This is a genomic window from Thioalkalivibrio sp. ALE14, assembly GCF_000376845.1.
Taxonomy (GTDB): Bacteria; Pseudomonadota; Gammaproteobacteria; order Ectothiorhodospirales; family Ectothiorhodospiraceae; genus Thioalkalivibrio.
The window spans coordinates 41,135-65,620 of the sequence record NZ_AQXY01000029.1 but is presented as its reverse complement, the minus strand read 5'-3'; the positions used below and the strand labels follow the sequence as shown (position 1 = coordinate 65,620).

The 24,486-nt window shown below is 67.7% G+C and carries 20 protein-coding genes and 1 pseudogene; 16 read left to right on the top strand and 5 right to left on the bottom strand.

From position 1 onward, the window contains the following. Positions 1-104: 104 nt before the first annotated feature. The 14 genes from hscB to F572_RS0109685 all read left to right on the top strand — a co-directional run bounded on the left by hscB (position 105) and on the right by F572_RS0109685 (position 14,285). A complete protein-coding gene (hscB, locus tag F572_RS0109750; RefSeq protein WP_017942411.1) occupies positions 105-632 on the top strand; it encodes a Fe-S protein assembly co-chaperone HscB in 528 nt (175 codons plus the stop codon). Between the two features lie 15 nt (positions 633-647). Next, complete coding sequence (gene hscA / locus F572_RS0109745; RefSeq protein ID WP_017942412.1) at positions 648-2,531, top strand: Fe-S protein assembly chaperone HscA; 1,884 nt, start codon at positions 648-650, stop codon at positions 2,529-2,531. A 4-nt stretch (positions 2,532-2,535) separates the two neighbouring features. Then, positions 2,536-2,874 (top strand): ISC system 2Fe-2S type ferredoxin, encoded by a 339-nt coding sequence (fdx, locus tag F572_RS0109740; RefSeq protein ID WP_017942413.1) that lies wholly within the window; start codon positions 2,536-2,538, stop codon positions 2,872-2,874. Positions 2,875-2,888: 14 nt separating this feature from the next. Further along, a complete protein-coding gene (iscX, locus tag F572_RS0109735; protein ID WP_017942414.1) occupies positions 2,889-3,092 on the top strand; it encodes a Fe-S cluster assembly protein IscX in 204 nt (67 codons plus the stop codon). 355 nt (positions 3,093-3,447) lie between these two features. Continuing rightward, on the top strand, positions 3,448-3,879 hold the full coding sequence (gene ndk / locus F572_RS0109730; protein WP_017942415.1) for a nucleoside-diphosphate kinase: 432 nt from the start codon (positions 3,448-3,450) through the stop codon (positions 3,877-3,879). A gap of 405 nt (positions 3,880-4,284) precedes the next feature. After that, entirely contained in the window at positions 4,285-5,235 is a 951-nt protein-coding gene (locus F572_RS14805) for an IS481 family transposase (protein WP_081602040.1), read from the top strand. Positions 5,236-5,324: 89 nt separating this feature from the next. Beyond that, a complete protein-coding gene (locus F572_RS0109720) occupies positions 5,325-6,458 on the top strand; it encodes a bifunctional tRNA (adenosine(37)-C2)-methyltransferase TrmG/ribosomal RNA large subunit methyltransferase RlmN (protein WP_017942417.1) in 1,134 nt (377 codons plus the stop codon). Continuing rightward, the gene (gene pilW, locus F572_RS0109715; RefSeq protein ID WP_017942418.1) at positions 6,455-7,225 is read left to right on the top strand and encodes a type IV pilus biogenesis/stability protein PilW; all 771 of its coding nucleotides are present in this window, start codon (positions 6,455-6,457) and stop codon (positions 7,223-7,225) included. Before F572_RS0109720 ends, pilW begins: the two co-directional genes overlap by 4 nt. Beyond that, positions 7,222-8,412 carry a helix-turn-helix domain-containing protein gene (locus F572_RS0109710; RefSeq protein WP_017942419.1) on the top strand — a complete coding sequence of 397 codons (1,191 nt, stop codon included), beginning with the start codon at positions 7,222-7,224 and terminating at the stop codon, positions 8,410-8,412. Before pilW ends, F572_RS0109710 begins: the two co-directional genes overlap by 4 nt. 44 nt (positions 8,413-8,456) lie before the next feature. After that, entirely contained in the window at positions 8,457-9,737 is a 1,281-nt protein-coding gene (gene hisS, locus F572_RS0109705; RefSeq protein WP_017942420.1) for a histidine--tRNA ligase, read from the top strand. 37 nt (positions 9,738-9,774) lie between these two features. Beyond that, positions 9,775-10,389: a tetratricopeptide repeat protein gene (locus tag F572_RS0109700; protein WP_017942421.1), complete on the top strand. Its 615-nt coding sequence runs from the start codon at positions 9,775-9,777 to the stop codon at positions 10,387-10,389. A gap of 45 nt (positions 10,390-10,434) precedes the next feature. Next, positions 10,435-11,595: an outer membrane protein assembly factor BamB gene (bamB, locus tag F572_RS0109695; RefSeq protein ID WP_017942422.1), complete on the top strand. Its 1,161-nt coding sequence runs from the start codon at positions 10,435-10,437 to the stop codon at positions 11,593-11,595. A gap of 49 nt (positions 11,596-11,644) precedes the next feature. Continuing rightward, entirely contained in the window at positions 11,645-13,105 is a 1,461-nt protein-coding gene (gene der / locus F572_RS0109690; RefSeq protein ID WP_017942423.1) for a ribosome biogenesis GTPase Der, read from the top strand. A 4-nt stretch (positions 13,106-13,109) separates the two neighbouring features. After that, positions 13,110-14,285, top strand: coding sequence for an aminotransferase class I/II-fold pyridoxal phosphate-dependent enzyme (locus F572_RS0109685; RefSeq protein ID WP_017942424.1), 1,176 nt, complete (start codon positions 13,110-13,112; stop codon positions 14,283-14,285). Between the two features lie 4 nt (positions 14,286-14,289). On the opposite strand, the gene F572_RS0109680 is transcribed toward F572_RS0109685, so the two are convergent. Continuing rightward, the gene (locus F572_RS0109680) at positions 14,290-15,663 is read right to left on the bottom strand and encodes a sodium-dependent transporter (protein WP_017942425.1); all 1,374 of its coding nucleotides are present in this window, start codon (positions 15,661-15,663) and stop codon (positions 14,290-14,292) included. A gap of 10 nt (positions 15,664-15,673) precedes the next feature. Further along, the gene (locus F572_RS0109675) at positions 15,674-17,311 is read right to left on the bottom strand and encodes an alpha-D-glucose phosphate-specific phosphoglucomutase (RefSeq protein ID WP_018158450.1); all 1,638 of its coding nucleotides are present in this window, start codon (positions 17,309-17,311) and stop codon (positions 15,674-15,676) included. A gap of 128 nt (positions 17,312-17,439) precedes the next feature. Here F572_RS0109675 and F572_RS0109670 point away from each other — a divergent pair, with 128 nt between their 5' ends. Then, positions 17,440-17,922, top strand: coding sequence for a DUF1249 domain-containing protein (locus F572_RS0109670; protein ID WP_026143083.1), 483 nt, complete (start codon positions 17,440-17,442; stop codon positions 17,920-17,922). A gap of 305 nt (positions 17,923-18,227) precedes the next feature. Here F572_RS0109670 and F572_RS0109665 read toward each other — a convergent pair whose 3' ends face one another. Next, complete coding sequence (locus F572_RS0109665) at positions 18,228-20,369, bottom strand: EAL domain-containing protein (RefSeq protein WP_017941226.1); 2,142 nt, start codon at positions 20,367-20,369, stop codon at positions 18,228-18,230. 63 nt (positions 20,370-20,432) lie between these two features. Beyond that, positions 20,433-22,517, bottom strand: coding sequence for an HDOD domain-containing protein (locus tag F572_RS0109660; RefSeq protein ID WP_017941227.1), 2,085 nt, complete (start codon positions 22,515-22,517; stop codon positions 20,433-20,435). A 213-nt stretch (positions 22,518-22,730) separates the two neighbouring features. Between F572_RS0109660 and F572_RS0109655 the strand changes: the two genes are divergently transcribed. Then, a complete protein-coding gene (locus F572_RS0109655) occupies positions 22,731-24,215 on the top strand; it encodes a MinD/ParA family protein (protein WP_017941228.1) in 1,485 nt (494 codons plus the stop codon). An 8-nt stretch (positions 24,216-24,223) separates the two neighbouring features. On the opposite strand, the pseudogene F572_RS15340 reads toward F572_RS0109655, so the two are convergent. Beyond that, a pseudogene (locus F572_RS15340) lies at positions 24,224-24,343 on the bottom strand (PLDc N-terminal domain-containing protein); the annotation flags it as partial. Between the last annotated feature and the right edge of the window lie 143 nt (positions 24,344-24,486).

Below are 24,486 nucleotides of genomic sequence, written 5' to 3'. Positions count from 1 at the left end.
GCCTCGCACTCGGGGTGGTGCATGGCGGTCGGCCGGGGATCCGTTCCCGGCGACTGTCGTCCCACCCCTTTTCTTTTGTTGCGCTGTCGCAAGGCCGAGACCCGATGAACGACCCATTCGAGCAGTTTGACCTGCCGGTTGCCTTCGAGGTGGACCGGCACCAGCTGGACGAGCGCTTTCGCCGCCTGCAGGCCGAGTTGCACCCGGACCGCTTTGTGCGCCAGGGCGACCAGGCCCGGCGCATGGCGGCGGCGGTGGCGGCCGACGTGAACGAGGCCTACGCGATCCTCGGCGACGACTACCGTCGCGCGGTCCACCTGCTGGAACGCACCGGGGTGGATTTCGATCCCGAGCGCGATACCAGTCAGGACATCGAGTTCATCGAGGCGCAGATCGAATGGCGTGAACGCCTGGAAGAGGCCGAGGCGGCCCGGGACAGCGCTGCGCTGGAAGTGGCGGGCGAGGAACTGGAACAGGCCCGGGCCGAGGCGCGCGCGAAGGTCGCGGATGCCCTGAAAGACCCGGAGGCACCGGCGGCGGATGCCAAGGACCGGGTGCTGGAGCTGCGCTTCTTTGATCGCCTGCTGGACGAAATGAAACGAACCCGACGTAACCTGGCTGCGGCCGAGTGAAGGAGCCGATTTTCGATGGCCTTACTGCAGATCACTGAACCCGGAGCCGACTCCGCGCCGCACCAGCGGCACCTGGCGGCCGGGATTGATCTTGGCACCACCCATTCGCTGGTTGCGACCGTGCGCAGCGGCGAGGCGGATACGCTGCCTGACGAACAGGGCCGGCATATCCTGCCGTCGGTGGTGCACTATGCGGCAGATGGTGTGAGCGTGGGCCATGCCGCGGCCGAGCACGCCGCGGACGACCCGCACAACACCATCGCCTCGGTGAAGCGTCTCATCGGGCGCGGCGCGGCGGATGTCGCGACGCTGTCCGGCGAGCTGCCGTTCCGGCTGAAGACCGGCGAGTCCAGCGTGCCGCGCATCGAGACCGCGGCGGGCGACAAGACGGCCGTGGAGGTGTCCGCGGAGATCCTGCAGACGCTGCGCGCGCGCGCCGAGGCGACCCTGGGCGACGAGCTCGAGGGTGTGGTGATTACCGTGCCCGCGTACTTCGATGACGCCCAGCGCCAGGCCACGCGCGACGCCGCGCAACTGGCCGGGCTGAACGTCTTTCGCCTGATCAGCGAACCGACCGCGGCTGCGGTCGCCTACGGACTGGATCAGGGCGAGGAAAGCATCATCGCCGTCTACGACCTGGGCGGCGGGACCTTCGATATCTCCATCCTGCAGCTTCGCCGGGGCGTGTTCGAAGTCCTGGCGACTGGCGGTGACTCGGCCCTGGGCGGCGACGACATCGACCGCGCTATTGCCGACTGGCTGCTGAATCAGGCCGGCATGGCGGGCGAGACCGATCCGCAGCGCCTGCGTCGCGTGCTCCTGGCGGCCCGCAAGGCCAAGGAGGCCCTGACCGACGCCGCGAGCACTCCGGTCGAGGTCGTGCGCGCCGACGGCTCGACCTGGTCCGGCGAAATGGGCCGCGACACCCTCGTGGAACTGGCCCGGCCGCTGCTGGAGCGCACCATGACGGCCTGCCGCCAGGTCCTCGCGGATGCCGGTCTGGAGCCCGGTGCCATCGACGAGGTGGTGCTGGTGGGCGGTTCCACCCGCATGCCGGCGGTGCGCGAGGCCGTGGAGGGCTACTTCGGCCGCACGCCACACGCCGGGATCGACCCGGATCGCGTAGTCGCGATCGGGGCCGCGCAGCAGGCGGATATCCTGGCCGGAAACAAGCCGGATACCGAACTGGTGCTGCTGGACGTGATCCCGCTTTCGCTGGGCCTGGAGACGATGGGCGGGCTGGTCGAGTTCATCGTGCCGCGTAACACCACCATCCCGGTGACGCGGGCGCAGGAATTCACCACTTTCAAGGACGGCCAGACCGCGATGTCGCTGCACGTGGTGCAGGGGGAGCGTGACGTGGTGGATGCCAACCGCTCGCTGGCGCAGTTCACGCTGTCCGGTATCCCGCCGATGGTCGCCGGGGCCGCGCGCATCCGGGTGACCTTCCAGGTGGACGCCGACGGCCTGCTGAACGTGACCGCGCGCGAGCAGACCCAGGGGGTCGAGGCGCATATCGAGGTCAAGCCGAGTTATGGCCTGACGGATACCGAGATCGAACAGATGCTGCGCGACTCGGCATCCTCGGCCCGCGAGGACATGGAGGCCCGCCGCCTGCGTGAGGAGCAGGTGGAGGCCGACCGCGTCCTCGAGGCCCTGGACGCGGCGCTGGAGACGGATGGCGATCGCTATCTGGAGCCGGAGGAGCGCCAGACGATCGAGCAGGCGCGCGAGGCCCTGCGCGCCGAACGCGAGAAGGGCGCCGACCCCGACGCCATCGAGACCGCCCGCAAGCGCGTCGAACAGGCCTCGGAGGCCTTTGTCGCGCGGCGCATGAATGACAGCATCCGGCGCGCGCTCGCCGGGCACAACGTTAGCGAATACGACGCAGGGAACTGAGAACATGCCCCAGGTAATCTTTCTGCCCCACGAGGAAATCTGCCCCGAAGGTGCCTCCCTCGAGGCCCAGTCGGGCGTCAGCATCTGTGATCTCGCACTGCAAAACGGCATCGAGATCGAGCACGCCTGCGAGAAGTCCTGCGCGTGCACCACCTGTCACGTCTACGTGCGCGAGGGGTTCGACAGCCTCGAGGAGCCGACCGAGGACGAGGAAGACATGCTGGACAAGGCCTGGGGTCTGGAGCCGGACTCGCGCCTGTCGTGTCAGGCGATCGTCGCGGACACGGACCTCGTGGTGGAGCTGCCGAAGTACACCATCAACCAGGTCTCCGAAAACCACTGAGCGAGGGATAGGCGATGAAGTGGACCGATACCCAGGAAATCGCGATGCAGCTGGCCGACGAACACCCGGACGTCGACCCGCGCAACATCAACTTCATGGACCTGCGCCAGTGGGTAATGGGCCTGCCGGACTTCGATGACGACCCGGACCGCTCGGGCGAGCGCATCCTCGAGGCGATCCAGCTGGCCTGGATGGACGAGGCCGACGTCGACGACTGATGCGTTCTTCGCGCACGACGACCTGACGAAGGTCAAATGCGATTCACAGGAAGATGGGAAGATGGGAAGGAATCTATTATTGCCGTGACCTGGTGGGATCCCGATGGGGCCAACCTGTCCTTGAATTCTTCCAATCTTCTAACCTTCCTGTGAATTGCTTTTGACTTGCTAGGCCTCTCGTGGGCGTCGCGGTGAAAACCCGGGGACGTTGCTGCTAGGGCGTCAGGTCGCTAGACTACGCGCCGCACGTTGTGTCCGCGTCGTTTTGCGTTGGGAACCCGCCGTTCGGCGGGTTCTCGCGTTTGCAGACGGGCCCGGCGAATGACATCCATCCAAGTAGCAGGAGAGCCGTCCCATGGCCGTTGAACGCACCCTTTCCATCATCAAGCCCGACGCCGTTGCCAAGAACGCGATCGGCGACATCATCGGCCGCTTCGAAAAGGCGGGCCTGAAGGTCGTCGGCGCGCGCATGATGCACCTGAGCCGCGAGCAGGCCGAAGGCTTCTACGACGTGCACAAGGAACGTCCGTTCTTCAATGACCTGGTCGAATTCATGATCTCCGGCCCGGTGCTGGTGCAGGTCCTGGAAGGCGAGGACGCCATCGCCAAGAACCGCGACATCATGGGTGCGACCAACCCGAAGGAAGCGGCCCCGGGCACCATCCGCGCCGACTTCGCCGTCTCCATCGACGAGAACGCCGTGCACGGCTCCGATGCTCCGGAAACCGCCGAGCGCGAGATTGCGTTCTTCTTCGGTGACGACGGCGTCTGCCCGCGTACCCGCTGAGACGGTCCGCATGCGCCAAGGGAAACACTGATCAATGTACACGCTCGCGCTCGAGTCGCCTTTGCGTGCGAACAAGGCGCGGTGACTGCCGTGCAGTCATTCTGCACAAGGGAGCCGCAACGCAGTTCCCACGCCCGTTTTTGATCAACAACGGGCGGCCGAGCCCCTTCGGGGTTGGCGCCCCAGGTTCCCCGATCCTGCGTTGCGCCCAGAATCCATCAAAAACGGGCGGGTAGAACCACTACCCGCCGCACGACGCGCCTTGTCTCGGACAACCTGGGGTGCCAACGCGAGTGTGCACATTGATCAGTGTTTCCCTAAGTGTGATCTCTCAATAGGTTGTCCACGGGACGACTCCGAAGGATGCTGAGTTTGCCGACTTAGCCATTCCAAGGAGGACGCCCCGTGAACCTTCATCAAAATGCCTTAATGGGACCCCGTGGTCGAGAGCGGATGGTCCGCCTGGTAGTCGACCATGGCCAGAGTCTTCGGGCCACAGCGCGGGTCTGTGGCGTAGATCCAAAGACCGTCCGCCGCTGGGTCCAGCGGTTCCAGGAGGCGGGACGTGCCGGCCTGCTGGATCGTTCGTCCCGGCCCCGGAAGCAGACCCGCCGAGCCCCTCGACGGATCCAGCGGCAGGTCGTCGCCTTGCGGCGCCAGCGCTGGACCATGGATCGGATCGCCGCCTTCACGGGGATCTCGAGGGCCAGCGTCAGCCGCATCCTGCGGCGTGAGGGACTGAACCGCCTGAGTGCGCTGGAGCCCGTCGAGCCCCCCCGGCGCTACGAGCACGAACACCCCGGCGATCTGCTCCACCTTGATATCAAGAAGCTGGCGCGCTTCCGTCACCCGGGGCACCGCGTGACCGGGGTTCGCGCCAAGGACTCCATCGGGGCCGGCTACGAGTACGTGCATGTGGCGATCGATGACCGCTCGCGCATCGCCTACAGCGAGATCCATCCCGCCGAGCGAGTCCAGGATGCGATCGCGCATCTGGAGGCGGCCGTGCGCTACTACGCGACCCTCGGCATCACCATCCGGCGCGTTCTCACCGATAACGGGCCCTGCTACCACGCCCGGGCGTTCAGCCAAGCCTGCCGACGGCTGGGCATCCGCCATCGTCGGACCCGGCCCTATACGCCGAGAACCAACGGCAAGGCCGAGCGCTTCATCCAGACCGCCCTGCGCGAGTGGGCCTATGCCTTCACGTATGCTACGTCGGAGGAACGCAAACGCCATCTGCCCCGATGGATCCACGACTACAACTGGCACCGTCCACACGGTAGCCTGAGCAAACAGCCACCCATCAGCATCCTCGGTCTACCTGAGGACAACCTTGTGAGACTCCACACCTAAGGAGCCCGGTTGCACCGCGCACCGGGCCCCGTAGGCAGGCGTCCCTTTGGCACAGTACACTAGGGGACTTGAGCCAACCGGTCCCTGATATGGCAAGCGCATCCTCCACCCCCCTGAATCTGCTGGGTTACAGCCACCAACAGCTCGTCGAGCTGCTGGCGCAGTGGGGTGAACCGCGTTTTCGCGCCACCCAGCTCGTCAAGTGGATCCATCAACGCGGGGTCACCGACTTCGAGCAGATGACCGACGTCTCGCGCAAGCTGCGCGAGCGCCTGGCGCGCGAGACCGAGATCCGCGTGCCCGAAATCGGGCTGGAAAAGGCCTCCTCCGACGGCACCGTAAAGTGGGTGCTGCGTCTCCCCGACGGCAATGCCATCGAGACCGTCTTCATCCCCGAGGGCGGCCGCGGCACGCTGTGCATCTCCTCCCAGGTCGGCTGTGCGCTCGACTGCACCTTCTGCTCCACCGCCCAGCAGGGTTTCAACCGCAATCTGACCAGTGCCGAGATCATCGGCCAGGTATGGATGGCGATGCAGCGCCTGCCGGCGCCCGAGGGTCGCAAGCGGGCAGTGAGTAACGTGGTCCTGATGGGCATGGGCGAGCCGCTGGCCAACTTCGATGCGGTCGTCCCGGCGTGTCAGCTGATGACCGACGACAATGCCTACGGCCTCAGCCGCCGGCGCGTGACCCTGTCGACTTCCGGACTGGTGCCGGCCCTGGATCGCCTGAGCGAGCATACCGACGTCGCGCTGGCCGTCAGCCTGCACGCGCCGAACGATGCGCTGCGCGACCGTCTGGTGCCGATCAACCGCAAGTACCCGATTGCCCAGTTGCTGGACAGTTGCCGCCGCTATGTGGAGGCGACGGACGCCCACAGCGGTGTGACCTTCGAATACGTCCTGCTGGCCGGGGTGAACGACCAGCCCGAACATGCCAACGAGCTCGCCGGGCTGTTGCGCGGCATCCCCGGCAAGATCAACCTGATCCCCTTCAATCCGTTCCCGGGTGCGCCGTTCGACCGCCCGCGCGAGGCCGATGTGCTGGCCTTCGAGCGGCGTCTGCAAAAGGCCGGTTATGTCACCACCGTGCGGCGGACGCGCGGCGACGACATCGATGCGGCCTGCGGCCAGCTGGTGGGGCAGGTCGAGGACCGCACCAATCGCGGGATGCGCATGTTCCGTCTGCATGCCGAATTGCCCCAGACGGACCGGAGGGCTTCATGACGGGACGCACGGGTTTGCGCCTGGCCGCGGTGCTGTGCCTGGCGCTGCTGCTGGGTGGCTGTGCCGCCACGGCCGATCGACCGGTGTCCGGCGACCGCGAGAATGCCGCCGAGGTGCATGCGGAACTGGGTATCGGCTATCTGCGCGAGGGCGAGTTCGAGCAGGCCGAGCGCAACCTGCGCCGCGCGCTGGACTACGATCCCGGTGATGCCCTGGCCAATATCGGCATGGCGGCGGTGTACGAGCGCAAGGGTCAGCTGGACCGCGCCGAGGAACACTACCGCCGGGCCCTGCGCCGGGACGAGGGGAATCCCTTCGCACAGACCAACCTCGGTGCGCTGCTGTGCAGCCGCGAGGACTTCGACGAGGCCCAGGCGCTGTTCGCCCAGGCGATCAACAACCCGGATTACGACCGGCGTGACATTGCCTACATGAATTCGGGCGTCTGCCATGCGGATGCGGGCGATATCGAACAGGCCGAACGTCAGTTGCGTCGGGCCCTCGAGCTGAATCCGCAGTATCCGCGGGCCCTGCTGGAGATGGCCCGGCTGACCTATCACGACGGCCGTCCGATGCAGACCCGCGCCTTTCTGCAGCGCCTGGACAGCCAGGGGGTCGAGAATGCCGAGACCCTGCTGTTGTGCTATCGGGCCGAGACCGCGCTGGGGAACAGCCGCGCGGCCAATGCCTGTGCCGAGCGCCTGAGTCGTCAGCACCCCGACAGCGACGAGATGACCGAAATGCGCCGTCTGGAGCGTGAAGGGTGAATAATCCGCACGACAAGGAACCGGACCTGGGCCGGGTCGAGGACGTCGATGATTCGACCAGCAACGTGGCCCCCCTGCGCAGTGAGGGCAGCGATCCCGATCCCGAGCCATCGTTCTCCGCTGCACACGGCCTGACCACGCGCGACCAGCCGGCCACATCCGGGCCGGAAGCCCCCGAAGGCGATCACGAGCCCGGTGCCAGTCTGCGCCGTGCCCGCGAGGCCGCGGGGGTCGATACGGCGACGCTGGCCAGCCGGATCCACCTCGGGCGGGGTACGCTGGAGGATCTTGAAGCCAATCGCTTTCACCACATGCCGCCGGCCTACGTGCGGGGTTACCTGCGCTCCTGTGCCCGCGAGCTCGGGGTGGATGTTACCCCCTGGATCGAGGCATTCGAGCGCCACGGCCTTGTGGACCCCGAGTTGCGGGCCGTCGCGACCCCCTCCGCACGGGCGCGTCAGCGGCGCCGGGGGCGCGGGGTCTATTGGGTGGCCCTGTTGCTGGTCGTGGTCCTGCTGGGGCTGGGTGTGTACGCGTGGAGCGAGCGCACGGGTACCCCCGTACTGCCCTCGCTTAACCTGGGTGATGCCCGCGATGTCGTTCCTGCACTGACCAGCGCCCAACCGCCGGAAACCGAATCGGCCGCGCCTTCCGGGGCGACGGATACCACGGGTACCGAACCGGAGCCACTGGCGCCGGAAGCACGCCCGGAAGAGGCGGATCCGGCGGGGGACGCGGTGGCCGCTCGGGAGGCCGATGATTCGACCCCGGCGACGACGGAGGCGCCCCGCGTGACGCCCGAATCCCTCACCGAGCCGCTGGCCCTGCCGGAGGAACCGGCCACGGCCGAAGTCGAGGCTCCCGCGCCGGCGGTCGATGTTGCCGCGTCCGACGCCGCGCCAGCCGCGGAAACCTCCGAGGCAGACCCGGCCGCGGCGGGTGCGGGCGCCGAGCTGGTACTGGAGTTTGGCGAGACGTCCTGGGTGGAAATCCGCGACGCCGCCGACGAGGTAGTTCTGACCGGCGTGCTCAGCTCGGGCGACCGCGAGACGCTCCGCCTGGAACTGCCGGGCCGGGTGATCCTCGGCAACGCCCCCGGTGTCTCGCTGATGCTGGATGGCGAGCCGGTGGACATCGAGCCGCATATCCGGAGCGACCGCACCGCGCGCTTCGACCTGGAAGGCTGACGCGGGATCGCCCCGCTCGGTCATCACGTACAAGAAAAGACACCATGAAAGCGATCAAGTCGATCCGCGGGATGCACGACATCCTGCCCGAGTCCGTTCACGTCTGGCAGCACCTGGAAGCGACGTTGCGCGAAGTCGTGGAGGGCTACGGCTACCACGAGATCCGCATGCCGATTGTGGAGGCGACCGAGCTGTTCAAGCGCTCGATCGGGGATGTCACCGACATCGTCGAGAAGGAGATGTACACCTTTGACGACCGCAATGGCGACAGCCTGAGCCTGCGCCCGGAGGGCACCGCCAGCTGCGTGCGCGCCGGGATCCAGCACGGGCTCCTGCACAACCAGGTGCAGCGTCTGTGGTACCTGGGGCCGATGTTCCGCCATGAGCGCCCGCAGAAGGGTCGCTACCGGCAGTTTCATCAGGTCGGAGTGGAAGTGTTCGGGCTTCCGGGCCCGGACGTGGATGCCGAGATGCTCGCGATGACGGCCCGCCTGTGGCGCATGCTAGGGCTTGCGAACGTGCGCCTGGAACTGAATACGCTGGGCACCCCCGAAAGCCGTCAGCGCTATCGCGACCACCTGATTGCCTATTTCGAGCAGCACCGCGACGCCCTGGACGAGGAGGCGCAGCGCCGACTGTACGACAACCCGATGCGCATCCTCGACAGCAAGCATCCGGAGACCCGAGAGGTCGTTGCGAACGCGCCCAGCCTGATGGATGACCTGGACGACGCCTCGCGCGCCCACTTCGATGGCCTGTGCGCGCATCTCGACGCGCTGGGCATCCCCTACGAGCACAACCCGCGACTGGTGCGCGGGCTCGATTACTATACGCATACCGTGTTCGAGTGGATCACCGACGACCTGGGTGCCCAGGGCACGGTCTGTGCCGGCGGCCGTTACGACGGCCTGGTGGAACAGCTCGGTGGCCGCGGGACCCCGGCGATCGGCATGGCCATGGGGCTGGAGCGCCTGGTGGCATTGCTGGAGGCGCGCGAGGAGGCCCCGGCGGCCCCGGGGCCCGACGCCTACCTGATCATCGGCGGCGACGAGCTGGTGGGGCCGGCACTCCAGCTGGCCGAAGAACTGCGCGGCGCGCTGCCCGGGCTGCGCCTGGTTCAGCACTGTGGCGGGGGCAGCTTCAAGTCGCAGATGAAGCGCGCCGATCGGCTCGGGGCCCACTACGCCCTGGTCCTCGGAAGCGACGAACATGCCGCGGGCACGGTGACGGTGAAGCCGTTAAGATCGCAGGGCGGCGAACAGGTGGCTGTGGCGCGTGGCTCCCTGGCCGATCATCTCCGTACAGCGCTGGCGCAGCGTTCGTAACCGCGCCGGCGCGGATCAAGCAAGGACAAGGAACAGCATGAGTGATCTCACCGACGAAGAAAAAGCCGAACGCATCAAACAGTGGTGGGCGGACAACGGCATGGCGATCGTGGCGGGCCTGGTCCTCGGGGTCGCCGGCCTGTTCGGCTGGAACTGGTGGAGCGATCGGGAGGAAACCCGCGCCCAGGCGGCCTCCGAGATGTACCAGGCCCTGCAGGTGGCGGGCCAGACCGGCCAGACCGAGCGGGCGCTGGAACTGGCTGATGCGGTGATCGAACAGGGCCGGGGCACACCGTATCGCGCCCTCGCCTGGGTCTATCGCGCGGACGTGGCCATTTCCCAGGGTGACGCCGAGTCGGCAATCAGTGCCCTGGAGGCGGCGCGCGATGCCGCCCCCGATCGTGGTTACCGCGAGGTCGTGACCCTGCGTCTCGCGCGCCAGATGATCCTGGCCGAGCGGTTCGACGATGCCGAGGTGACGCTCGCGGATATCCGCAGTGACGCCTTTACCGGCCTGAAGCGCGAGCTGGAGGGGGATCTGGCTCGTGCCCGGGGCGATCGCGAGGGGGCGCTCGAACACTACGAGGCCGCACTGGATGCCGGGCACAGCCCCGAATACCTGCGCCTGAAATACGAAGAACTTTCCGTCTAGAGGATGCGTCGCCCGATGTCTGTGCCTTCCCTTGCGAGTCCGGCCGTGCGCCTGCTGATCGCCAGCGCGCTCATCCTGTCCCTGAGCGCCTGCGGTCTGTGGCAGCGCGATACCACCGAGCCCCCCGCTGAGCTTCCGGACTTCGAGGCGGAGGGTCAGCCCGAGCGCCTGTGGTCGCGCTCCGTGGGCAGCGGCGGCGAGCGTTTCCTGTGGCAGGTCTATCCCGGGATCACCGACGACCTGGTGGTGATGACCGACGCCTCGGGCCGTGTCTCCGGGCTCAGCCCCGACGGCGGCAGCCAGCGCTGGCAGGTGCGTCTCGATGATGCCCGTGTCTCCGCGGGCGTCGGTGTCGGCGAAGACCTCGCGGTGGTCGGTACGCTGGATGGCTATGCCATCGGCGTGGATCTGGAAGGGGGCGGCGAACGCTGGCGCGCCGCGCTCTCCAGCGAGGTGCTGGCGGTCTCGGATGTTGCCGGCGGACTGGTGGTCGTGCGGACCAACGACGGGCGCATCCACGCGCTGGACGCCGCCTCCGGCGCGACCCAGTGGACCGCGCTGCGTACGACCCCCTCGCTGAGTCTGCGCGGCGCCCAGCGCCCGCAGATCACTGCCGGGCGGGTGCTCGCCGGGTTCGACAACGGTCGCCTGCTCATGCTGGGGCTCAACCGCGGGAACGTGCTGTGGGAGACCACCCTTGGGGTGCCCAGTGGCCGTACCGAGGTCGAGCGCATGGTGGATGTGGACGGCCACATCCCGCTGTATCGCGGGGCGGCGATCGCCGCGACCTATCAGGGGCGTCTGGCCGCACTCGACCTGAATTCCGGGGAGATCTTCTGGGCGCGCGATTTCTCGTCCTACCAGGGCGCGGACGTGGATACCGATTCCGACGTGCTGGTCGTCACCGATGCCGAGAGTCACGTCTGGGGCCTGCAGCCGCGCAGCGGCGGCGACCTGTGGCAGATGGACGGCCTGCGCCTGCGTGGCGTGACCGCGCCAGTGGTGGTCGGGCCGCACGCGATCGTCGGCGACTACGAGGGCTACCTCCACTGGATCGACCTCGAGGACGGACGCATCGTGGCGCGCCTGCGCGCCAGCTCCGGATCCGTGGTGACACGTCCGACCCTGGTCAACGGGACGCTCTATGTCGTGACCGACAACGGCCAGCTGAGCGCGGTTAACCCCTCGATCCGGGGCGACGAGTGAACCACGTGATGCCGGTCCGCCGGGCGCAAGGCAAAGGGCTGGGCCACCGATGATCCCGGTTATCGCCCTGGTCGGGCGGCCGAACGTCGGCAAGTCCACCCTGTTCAATCAGCTCACGCGCTCGCGCGATGCCCTGGTGGCCGACGTCGCCGGGCTGACGCGTGATCGCCAGTACGGGATCGGCAAGGTCGGCGACTTTCCCTACCTGGTGGTGGACACCGGCGGGCTCTCCGGCGAGGGCGCGGAGATGGATCGCGCGATGGCCGAACAGACCCGGCGCGCGGTGGCCGAGGCCGATCACGTGCTGTTCATGGTGGATGCCCGGGACGGCCTGACGCCGCAGGATCAGGCGATTGCCGATCAGCTGCGCGAGGCCGGCGTGAAGGCTCGCGTGGTGGTGAATAAGACCGACGGCCTGGATGCCGACTCCGTCAGTGCCGAGTTCTACGCCCTGGGCCTCGGGACGATCACGTCCATCGCGGCTGCCCACGGCCGCGGCGTCCAGGGGCTGATGCAGAGCGTACGCCGGGACGTGGCGGCGGCCCGCCGGGCGGCGACGGCTGCCGCAGACGAGGAGCACGGTGAAGAGGCGTCCAGCGACGGCCTCGACGAGGCCTCGCAACAGGCCGCCCTGGATGACTGGCCGGGGATTCGCGTGGCCATCGTCGGGCGGCCCAACGTGGGCAAGTCGACCCTGGTCAACCGCATCCTGGGCGACGAGCGCGTGGTGGCCACCGACATCGCCGGCACCACCCGCGACAGCATCTTCGTGCCCTTCGAGCGCGACGGTCAGGACTACACCCTGATCGATACCGCCGGTGTGCGCCGCCGCGCGCGGGTGCACGAGGTCATCGAGAAATTCAGTGTCATCAAGACCCTGCAGGCTATCGAGGCCGCCCACGTGGTGATCCTGGTGGTCGATGCCCAGTCCGGGCTGTCGGATCAGGATTCGCACCTGCTGGGCATGGTGATCGAGGCCGGCCGGGCGCTGGTGCTGGCCGTGAACAAGTGGGACGGCATGGAGGACCACGCGCGCGAACGCATCCGCGACGAACTGGACCGGCGCCTGGGCTTTGTCGACTTCGCCCGCATGCGCCTGATCTCGGCGCTGCACGGCACCAACGTCGGGCACCTGCTGGATGACGTGCGCGAGGCCTACGCGAGTGCCTTGCGCAAGGTGTCCACGCCGGAGCTCACCCGACTGCTGGAGGCCGCGGTGGCCGAGCACGCCCCGCCGATGGTCAGCGGCCGCCGCATCAAGCTGCGCTACGCCCACCAGGGCGGTCAGAACCCGCCGGTCATCGTGGTCCACGGCAACCAGACCGATTCCCTGCCGGGAAGCTACAAGCGCTACCTGGAGAACTTCTTCCGCAAGCATCTGGAGCTGGTCGGCACGCCGTTGCGGCTGGAATTCCGCTCCGGACGCAACCCCTTCGCCGGGCGCCGCAACAAGCTGACCCCGCGCCAGCAGCAAAAGCGCAAGCGCCTGATGCGGCACGTACGCCGCTGATCGGATGACCCCGGGGGATCCTCTCAACCCGGACCTGTCGGCGTTCGCGCAGGTGGTCGAGCCGTTCCGTGTGATGGACATCCTGGCGCGAGCCCTGGCGGCGGAGCGCGACGGCCGTGACATCATCCACCTCGAGGTCGGGGAGCCCGATTTCCCGACGCCGCCTCCGGTGATCGCGGCCGGCCGCGCGGCCCTGGCCGCCGGGGATACCCGCTACACCCCCGCGCACGGGACCCGCGCCCTGCGCGAGGCACTGGCTGCCGACTACCGCTGGCGTCATGACGCCGAAATCGATCCGGAGCGCATCGTGATTACTGCCGGCGCCTCGGCCGCGATCCTGCTGGCGCTCGCGGCCGGTGTGAACCCGGGCGAGGAGGTCCTGCTGCCGGACCCGGGCTATGCCTGCAACCGGCAGTTCGTCGCCGCCCGTGGCGCCATCCCGGTGGGCCTGCCGGTGCAGGCGGAACACGGCTTTCAGCCGACCGCCGAGTCCGTCGCCGCGGTCTGGGGTGCCAACACCCGCGCGGTGCTGCTGGGTTCCCCGGCGAACCCGACCGGTACCTGCCTGTCGCGCGAACGCCTGGCCGCGATCGTCGAGGTGGTGCGCGAGCGCGGCGGACTGGTCATCATGGACGAGATCTACGCCCAGATCGTGTTTGACGGCTCCGAGCCCAGTGCCGCCGCCGGGTTCCCGGATGTGGTGGTCATCAACTCGTTCTCCAAGTACTTCGCGATGACCGGCTGGCGCCTGGGCTGGATGGTCGTGCCCGAGTCCTGGGTGGATCCGGTGCGGCGCCTTGCACAGAACCTGTTCGTGGCCCCGGCCACGATGGCCCAGACGGCGGCCCTGGAGGCGTTCACACCCGAGACCGAGGCCTTGCTGCAGACGCAGGTGCGCGAACTGCAGCGGCGCCGGGACGTGCTCCTGGAGGCGCTGCCGGGGCTCGGGCTCAAGGTCCAGGCGCGTCCCGAGGGGGCGTTCTACATCTATGCCGACTGTACGGCCCACGGCCCGGATTCCGAGGCGCTTTGCGCACGGATTCTCGACCAGGCCGGCGTGGCCCTGACGCCGGGTACTGATTTCAGTCCCAGCCGGGGACGGGAGTACCTGCGCATCGCCTATACCCAGTCCGAGGCCCGGCTGTGCGAGGCGGTAGAGCGCCTGCGGGCGGCCCTGTAAACGCCTACAACACCCCGGCTAGGTTCAGCAGCAGCAGGCCCAGGCCGATCGGCGCGACATAGCGCAACACGAAGCGCCAGATCGCGAAGGCAACGGGCGGCAGGCCGATCTCCTCGCGACTCACGCGATCCTTTACCACCCAGCCGGCAAACACCGCGATCAGCAGCCCGCCCACCGGCAACAGCAGATTGATCGCGATGTGTTCGATGGCGTGGTACAGCGTCGGTAGATCGCGGCCGAGCACGGTGATGTCCAGGCGCGCCCAGGCCGCACCGCTGAACGAGAACACGCTGGCCAGGCTGAGAAGCCAGACTGCGCCACCACAGGCCAGGGCGGCGCGGATGCGCGAGGCGTGCAGGCGTTCGTGAAACAGGTGCACGAAGGCGCGGGCGTTGGTGATCATGGTGCTGAATGCGGCCAGGCTCAGGGTCGCGAAGAACAGCGTGGTCAGCACGACCCCTGCCGGCACCGCGGCCAGCGCCAGCGGCACGGTCTGGAACATCAGGCCGGGGCCCTCGGCCGGGTCCAGCCCGAAGCCGAACACAATTGGAAAGATCGCCATCCCTGCAATCAGCGCGACGGCGGTATCCGCCAGCGCCACCCCGATGGCGGTACGGGCGATGGAGGTCTCCCGGGGCAGGTAGGCACCAAACATCATCAGTACGCCGGCGGCCAGGGTCATGGTGAAAAACGCGTGCCCGACCGCGATCAGCATGCCGTGCGCGGTCAGGGCGGAGAAGTCCGGGCGCAGCAGGAAGTCCAGTGCCTGGCGCGGTTCCCCGATCCACCAGGCGCTCGCCAGGACAGTCAGCAGCAGGCCCAGCAGCACCGGCATCAGCACGTGCAGGCCGCGTTCCAGGCCCTGGCGCAGCCCCAGGGCGACGATGGCGAAGGCCAGGGTGACCGCGAGGGTGCTCCAGGCGAGCATCTCGGCAGGGGAGGCGGTCATTGCAGCGAAGACCCCTGCGACCTGGCCACCGTCCGCGCCGGCAAAGGCCCCGGTGGCCGCTTTGTGGACGTAGGAGAAGGCCCAGCCGGTGATCACCACGTAGAAGCTCATGATCATGAAGGCGGCCAACAGGCCCAGCCAGCCGACCAGCTGCCAGATGTCGTGGGCGCCGCTTTCGCGGGCCACCTCCCGGGCAGCGTAGCCAGGGGAACGGCGGCCGCGGCGCCCGATCATGACCTCGGCCATCATGATCGGGATACCGATCAGGATGATGCAGCCGAGATAGACCAGCAGAAACGCACCGCCGCCGTTCTGGCCGAGGATGTAGGGGAACTTCCAGACGTTGCCCAGGCCCACCGCCGAGGCCGTCGCCGCCAGGAAGAACGCATAGCCGTGGCTCCAGCGCTGCGCGGTGGCGGTGATGTCCATCCGGCCCGCCTCAGGTGATGACGTCGGGCTTCTCGCGGCGGGTCAGGCCGGGGATGTCGCCCAGGCGGGTGGCGGCATCGATCAGCGGTCGCAGCAATTCCTGCGGGTCGGCATCCAGGTGTTCGGGATGGGTTTCGTGCTGCTCGATATACAGGCGTAACGTGGCGCCCTCGGTGCCGGTGCCGGACAGGCGGAAGACGATGCGGGCACCGCTCTCGAACAGCACGCGCAGGCCCTGGTGCTCGGTCAGGCTGTTGTCCACCGGGTCGCGGTAGGCGAAGTCGTCCGCGCGGGCCACGCGCATGCCGGCCAGGGATTGTCCCGGCAGCACCGAGAGCTGTTCGCGGATGCGCGCCATCACCTGCTCGGCGCGGTCGCTTTCCACGGCCTCGTAGTCGTGCCGGGTGTAGTAGTGGCGTCCGTACTGGCGCCAGTGGTCGCGCACGATCTCCTCCACCGACTGACGCCGCGCGGCCAGCAGGTTCAGCCAGAAGAGCACGGCCCACAGCCCGTCCTTCTCACGCACGTGGTCGGAGCTGGTGCCGAAGCTCTCCTCGCCGCACAGGCGGATGCGCCCGTCGTCCAGGAGGTTGCCGAAGAATTTCCAGCCGGTCGGGGTCTCGAAGCAGGGGAGGCCCAGCTTTTCGGCGACCACGTCGACCGCCTGGCTGGTGGGCATGCTGCGGGCCACGCCCTTCAGGCCGTCGGCGAACGCCGGGATGTGATGCGCGTTGGCCGCCATGATCGCGAGGCTGTCCGAGGGCGTGACGAAGAACTGCCGGCCGAGGATCATGTTGCGGTCGCCGTCACCGTCCGAGGCGGCGCCGAAGTCCGGGGCGTCGCGGCCGAACAGGGCCTCGCTCAGCTCGCGGGCGTGCGACAGGTTCGGGTCCGGATGCCGGCCGCCGAAGTCGGCCAGGGGCTCCGCGCGCAGGATGGTCTCGGCCGGGGCCCCCAGGCGATGGACCAGGATCTCCTCGGCGTACGGACCGGTGACCGCGTGCATCGCATCGAAGCGCATGCGGAAGTGATCGGAGCGCAGCAGTTCGCCGATGCGTTCGAAGTCGAACAGCGTGGCCATGTAGTCGGCATAGGTCCCGACGGGGTCGACGACCTCGATCGCCATCTCCCCGAGCTGGCCCGTGTGCAGGTGGTCGATGTCCACATGCTCCGCGCCGTTGGCGATGCGGTAGTGGCTGATGCGCGTGCTCTGCTCGAAGATCGCGTCGGTCACGCCGGGCGGCGCGGGGCCCCCATTCGCGGTGTTGAGTTTGACCCCGAAGTCGCCCTCCGGTCCCCCCGGATTGTGCGAGGCCGACAGGATCAGGGCGCCCCTGGCGCCACGCGAGCGAATCAGGTACGAGGCGGCCGGGGTCGACAGCAGGCCCCCGTGACCCACGGCCACCTTCTTTACGCCATTGGCGAGCGCCATGCGCAGGATGACCTGGATCGCCTCGCGGTTGTGGAAGCGCCCGTCGCCCCCTACCAGCAACTCGCCGTCCTTCAGCTCGGGACAGGCATCGAAGATGCTCTGGATATAGTTCTCCAGGTAGTGCGGCTGGCGGAATTGCCGGACGCGCTTGCGCAGGCCGGAGGTGCCGGGTTCCTGGTCGGAAAAGGGCCGGGTCGTGACGACGCTGATATCCATGAGGTCGCGCATCCTTGTTGGTCCATTCGAAGGTACCAAAAAGCCCGGAGGGTGTCCCGCACCGGATGAAACGGGGCTGAATGTGCAGCTTCGCGGAAATGCCCATGGCTCCTGTTAGACTGCCCGGCATGTTGCTGGAGCGTCAGACCCCGTCCCATCTGGAACCTAGGCCCGAGAGCTTCGCGGCGCTGATGGAGATGTACGAGGAGAACTACCTCGCGTTGCGCCGTTTGTGCCCCGATCTGGAGCGGCAGCCGCCGCGATCCGTCTCGCGGGTCGACGGTGCCCTGGACCTGCACCTGGAGGTGCTGGAGCGCACCCGCTACACCACGACGCTGCATCTGACCTACCGCTTCGATCACCACGGCGAGCACCGTGAACAGCCGGACATGCGCGTGCGCCTGTTCCACGACGCGCGTCAGGCCGAGGTGCTGGAGCTGCACTGCCGCACCATTGGCGTCAGCGCCGAGCCGGAGATCCTGATCGGGCATCCGGGCCTGGTCTGTCGTTGGCGCCACAATCGCTTCCTGTACAAGTGGCTGCGCTACTGCCTGCGCCAGGGGCACCGCTTCCTGGCGGATGCGGAGTCGCAGGTGGTCGCACTCGACTAAGGAAACACTGATCAATGTACACACTCGCGTTGGTACCCCAGGTTTTCCGAGACAAGGCGCGGCCCCTTGCCGGTAGTGGTTCTACCGGCAAGGGGTGCAACGCAGGATCGGGGAACCAGGGGTACCAACCCCACGAGCTATTGAAAGCAGGGGCTCGTCCGCTTTTGCGCGCGCACGGCGTTGCGGCTCCCTTGTGCAGAATGACTGCACGGCGGTCACCGCGCCTTGTTCGCACGCAAAAGCGACTCGAGCGCGAGAGCGTACATTGATCAGTGTTTCCCGGCTTCCCCGGGCTTCGGCGCGGCTTACTGGCAGGCGGCCGAATGGGGTGCGAGCGCCTCGTTTTCCAGCAGGCGGTGCAGCGGAGCAGGCTGACCGAACAGGAAGCCCTGCATCGTCGGGCACTCCAGCTTGCGCAGGTAATTGCGGTGGGCGTCGGTCTCCACGCCCTCGGCGACAATGTTCATGTTCAGGCCACGGGCCATGGAGATGATCGCGTTGACGATGCACGCCTCGTCCTCGCGGCAGATCGTCTGGGTAAAGCTGCGATCGATCTTGAGGGTATGGATGGGCAGCTTTTGCAGATAGCTGAGTGAAGAGTAGCCGGTACCGAAGTCATCCACCGCGATCTGGACACCGGCGGCCCCCAGCCGATTCAGTTTGTGCACCGTGTCCGGGGTGTCACTCATCAGCAGGTTCTCGGTGATCTCCACCTCCAGCAGATCGGGCGGAAAACCCGCCTCGCCGAGAATGCCGAGGAAGTCCTCGACGAAGTCGTCGCGCTCCACCAGTACGGGGGAGAGGTTGACCGCCAGGCGCAGTTCCGGATAGCCCTCGTGCATGTGGTGCTGGACTTCGCGGATGGCGGTGCGCAGGGTCAGACGGTCGAGATCCACGATCAGGCGGGTGTCCTCCGCGACCGGGATGAACTCGGCCGGCCCCAGTAGCCCCAGTTGCGGGTGGTCCCAGCGGATCAGCGCCTCGACGCCCACCATGTGGCCGGTTTCGGTATCCACCTGGGGCTGGTAGAGGACGTGGAACTCGTCGCGCTCCAGGGCGCGGCGCATGTCCTGTTCCAGTTGCAGCCGCCGCGGGGGGTGACCCCCCATATCCGGGCTGTAGACCCGCACCCCGGTCTTGCCGGTGCTCTTTTCCCGGTACATGGCGATGTCGGCGTTCTTGATCAGGGCCTCGAGGTTGTCGCCGGCATCCGGATAGATCGCGATGCCGATGCTGGCCCCGACGAACAGCTCGTGGTCGCCGATCTCGAACGGGGCCTCCAGGCTTTCGAGGATCTTGTCGGCGACCTGGATGGCGGCATCGCTGGTGGCCAGTCCCGGGATCAGCAGGGTGAACTCGTCACCGCCGAAGCGGGACAGCGTATCTCCCTTGCGGATACAGGACTGCAGGCGTTGTGCGACACCCTGAAGGAGGCGGTCGCCGACCGTGTGTCCGAGGGAGTCGTTGATCACCTTGAAGCGGTTGAGGTCGATGAACAGCACCGCAAGCTGGCTGTCGGCGCGGTGGGCGTGGGAGATCGCGACATCCACGCGATCGCGGAACAGGGCACGGTTGGGCAGGCGGGTGAGCAGGTCGTGATAGGCCTGGAAGTTGATAAAGGCCTCGGACTCCTTGCGCTCCGTGATGTCGCGGGCGGTCCCGTAGGTCAGCGGTTCATGACCACCATCGGCATTCTCGTCGTCGGCTCCGGTGGGCCAGACCGCGACCTCGAAGAAATGCCGGGTGTGTGACAGGCGGGCCGGCTTCAGCGCGAGCTCCACGGAGCGGATATGGGGCTGACGGCTGGTTGCCTGCTCGAAAAAGTACTCGGCCTTGTCGCGGTCCTCGGGCTCGACCAGATCGAGGATGGATGTTTCCAGCAGGTCCTGGCGCGAATAGCCGAGCAGTTCGTGCACGCGGGAGTTCACGAAGCGGAAGCGATGCGCGGCATCCAGCACGAACACGATGTCCGGCGAATTGTTCACGATTACGCGGTGCAGGCGTTCGGATTTCTCCAGGCGGGCGCGCATCGCCCGGTTGGCATCCTCCAGGGCCTTGTGCTGCAGTGCGTTGCGCACGGTTGCCAGCAACTCGGCCGGTTCATAGGGTTTTTTCAGGTAGTCGTGTGCGCCCTCGCGCAGGGCGCCGGCGACGTCCTCCACCGTGCTGTTGCCGCTGACGACCACGGTCAGGGTCTCGAGCCCTGCGGCCTGCATGAAACGCAGGACGTCGAGGCCATCGAGCTCCGGCATGGCGAGATCGAGCAGCAGCAGGTCGTAGCGCTTTTCACGCAGGGCCTCGATGGCGGCCCCGCCGCCCGCCGCGGTCCGTACCGGATAGCCTTCCAGGCTCAGCAGGCCGCGCAGGCTCTCGAGCAGGCCGGGATCGTCATCGGCGACGAGGATGCGGACGGACTGCGGGTCAATCGGCGCGTCGCGTTCGGTCATCAGAGCCTCGGGGTTAGGGATGGGTCATGGCCGCGTCGTCCCTGATGCGTTCGCCGAGCCCGGTTAAACCAGGGGCAGGGCGATCTCGAAGCGCGTCCCGGCGCTCCCGCTGGTGAAGGTGAGTGTCGCACCGATCTCTTCGGTGAGACGCTTGACGATACTGAGCCCGAGACCGGAATGACCCGGGCCCTTGGTGGATTCCACCGGGCTAAAGGCGGCGGCCTGGACCGCCGGGGGCAGGCCGGGGCCCTTGTCGGCGACCGACAAAGGGACCACGCGGCGGCCATTGACCGTGGTCGGCGCCCGGGTGGCGATGGTGATCTCGCCGCCTTCGGCCTGGGCCTCCGCGGCGTTCTTCAGCAGATTGGTCAGGATCTGGCGCACGTGATCCGCCGGCACGGAGAGCGGCGGGTCGGACGGGCTTAGATCCAGGTGTAGCTGGATCCCCCGGGTGCGGCACAGAGAGCCGTCGACGATGTCCGCGACCTGACGCACCAGGGCGTTCAGGGAAGTCGGGCCGGCATCGTCGACCGGGGCGGCGTCCGGGTCGCGCAGGCGGAGCAGGATGCGGCCCACCCGGTCGATCTCGTCCTTGATCAGGCCCAGCTCGTGGCGCGCCTCGTGTTCCTCGCCCAGTTTGTGATGGAGCACGCCCAGGTAGTTCTGGATGATGCTGAGCGGATTGCCCGCCTCGTGCACGGTCTCGCGGATCCGTTGTGCAGTCTCCGCATCGCCGGGGGAGGCGGTGGGGGTGGGCTGGCTCAGGGCGCGGGCGATCTCGCGGGTCAGGGAGCGGATAAAGTCACTGCGGGCCTCCAGCTCCTCAGCCTGGCGATGCGTCAGCCCCAGGATCAGCACGCCGGTGGGCTGGTGGCCATCGGTCAGCATGGGAAAGCTCCACAGTCGTTCGGCCTCGCACAGGCGGAACAATTGCTGGTCGATGACCGGGAGGCCGGTGGCGTTTTCCTCCTCGTGACGCAGGATCTCGCGGTCCAGCAGGGTGTCGGTCACCAGGCTGCGGCCGGGCAGCAACGGCAGGGTGAAATCGGGGGTCTCGTCGTCCTCCACCCAGGCCGAGACCGATTCCTGGTCCTCGTCCACCAGGAACAGCAGGCTCTGGCTGATCCCCAGCGTCAGAAACAGGGTCCGGCGGGCGGCCATGCAGCGTTCCTGCAGGCTGGCCGCGCGGGCCAGTTCGCCGTTGACCCGCTCCAGTTCGGTGAGATCGCGGACCCGCGCCCCAAGGGCGCGTTCGGCGGTGCGGTCGGAGGATTCCGGCTCGGGCTCCGTCGCGGAAGGCTCCAGGTCGATCTCCAGAGAACCGGCAATCCGCTGGACGTCCTCGGCCACCCGGCCACGAAGTTCGCGTGCCAGCCCTTCGTTCAGCCCGAACAGGGTGTCGGCGGCCGCCAGTGCGGCCTCGTTGCACCGGGCTTCGGCGGTGGCGGAGAGGGTGGGTGGCAGGCAGCCCAGGGCATGGGCGAGGTTCACCAGCTTTACGAGGTGGTGGGCATCGCGCACGCGTTCGGCGGGTTCCATGTGGTAGCGCACGGCATCGGCGACAAACCGGCCGAGGCCCCAGGTCTCGAGGCACTCCCCGCCCAGTTCGCCATAGTGCTGGCCGTACGTATCGCGCTCCGCGATGACCAGGTGCGCGTCGTCTTCCGCCGACTGCAGGATGGGCCAGTAGTGTCCCTCGTCCTCCACCAGGCGCATCAGGCGGCCGATGTCGATCAGCAGCCCGGCCAGGTAGGCCTCCTCCGGGCGCGGGTAGCGGGTCAGGGTCGAGAGTGCCTGAGCGAGGTTGGCCGTAGTCAGGGCGCGGCGCCAGACCACCCGCAGATAGCCGCGGTGTCGCGGGCCGAACTCGCCGAACAGCTGCTGGATCGCAGCGGTCAGGGCCAGGCTGCGCACCGTGTCCAGCCCCAGGCTGAACAGGGCGCGGTCGATGGTGCGGCAGGGGGAACCGCGATAGTAGAACGGGGAGTTGGCGGCCTGCAGCAGGCGGCCGGACATCCCGGCATCCTGCAGGATGGCGCGGGCCAGGGATTGAAAATCGGCCTCGTCGGTCTGGGTCGCGTCGAGTACGGGAATCAGCGCCTGGGGCAGGCTGGGTAGTGCCTCCGTTGCCGTGTTGACGCTTGCCATGCTGCTCCCCGGTGACGCTGCAGGAGACCTGCCGCCCCTGTTGCCCGATGCGCGTACCTGACGCAGGGGCCGTGTGCTCCCCTGTTCGCAGGCCGCTACTAATGCCCGACTATACTGTGCAGTCTTTCCCCGTGCCACCGAATGGGGTAGACGCGCCGTAAGTTCGCCGTCATTCTTTTGCTGATGCCGATGAGCGCGATGCAGGAAGCCACAATGCCCGATCGGAATGGCCCGGCGGATCCCCGGTCCGCGGCTGTTGCACGGCCGCGGGTTCTGGCGGTGGCCAGCGGCAAGGGCGGAGTGGGCAAATCCAGTATCGCCGTGAACCTCGGCATCACCCTTGCGCGGCGGGGCCGTCGCGTCTTGATCCTCGACGGCGATACCGGTCTGGCCAACGTCAACATCCTGCTGGGGCTGCGTCCGGAGCGGGGCCTGCCCGAGGTGCTGGCGGGTGAGTGCGACATCGAGGATATCCTCCTGGAAGGGCCGCACGGGGTGCAGATCATCCCGGGTGCCAGTGGGATTCGCGAGTATGCCGAGCTCGGCGATGCGCACCAGAGGCGCCTGGTCACGGAGCTGGGGCGTATCGAGCAGGACTTCGACGACCTGCTGCTGGATACGGCCGCCGGGATCGGCGACACGACGCTCGATTTTCTTGCCGCCAGTCATCAGGTCCTGCTGGTATTGACCCCCGAGCCGACCTCCCTGACCGATGCCTTCTCGTTGCTGAAACTGGCGCTGCGCCAGCAGCCACTGGATGTGCGGGTCGTCGTCAACATGGTCACGGATGTGGCCGAGGCGCGCAGCGTGTTCCAGCGGTTCGGTAACGCGGTGGAGAAATACCTGCACACGCGCGTCGATTTCCTCGGCTTTGTCCAGCGCGACGAGAGTCTGCGCACCGCGGTCACGCTGCAGCACCCGGTCGCCCTGTTCGCCGAGGGCGACCCCTCCGCGCGGCCCTTTCAGCGCCTGGCCAACGCCTTGGACGACGACCCGCCCCGAGGGTCCGATTCGGCGTTCAGCCGCTTCTGGCGGGGCCGATTCGCGATGTCGTCCGGTCCAGAAGCCGCTGTCGAGATGGAACCCGGCGCTGGCTCCGCGCCCGACATGCACGCAAACGCCGAACGGGATACCGCCGCTGAGCCGGGGGATGAGCCGGAGGATGGCGCGGCCGGTGATTCCGCGCCGGTCGAGGCTCCGCCGACGACGGACGATCCCGTGCTGGCCCTGAATCAGTTGCGCATGGCCTTCGAGACCGCTCTGGAAGTCGCGGATCCGGAAGGGCTGGCCAGTGTCCTGAGCGCCCTGCACGAGCAGTACCGCGTGCGGACCGGGCAATCGGCCATCGAGGCCATCGAGGGGCACGAGCCGCCGGCCGACGCACCGTCAGACCCGCAGGCGGTACCCGAGGCCCCGGATGATGTCGCACTGCGTGAAGTATTGGACGCCGACGCTCCGACGCACCCGCCGTCGCGCGTGGGGCGGGGTGCCGATCTGGTTGCGCCGAAATCCACCCAGCCTCCGGACTTCGGCTGGCGTAGCGCCGGCGCGGGACCGGGTGCGGGGGGCGCGCCAAGGGCACGTCGCGCCCCCGGCTTTGATCACAAACGCTTCGGGTCGCAGGATGCGCTGCTCGCGCGGCTGCGCGAACTGGATGGCCAGGACGTCGATCTGGCGGAATTCCTGCGCCGGCTCTGAAGCGGGACCTATTTGGGTCCCAGCAACAGCCAGGCGATCAGTCCCAGCAGCGGCAGGAACAGCAGGATCAGGATCCACAGCACCTTAACGAGGGGGCTTGCGGGGCTTTGCGCGGTGCGCACGATGGCTTAGGGAAACACTGATCAATGCACACACTCGCGTTGGCACCCCAGGTTTTCCGAGGCAAGGCGCGGCGTGCAGCGGGTAGTGGTTCTACCCGCAAGCGGCGCAACGTAGGATCGGGGAACGTGGGGTGCCAACCCCGAAGGGG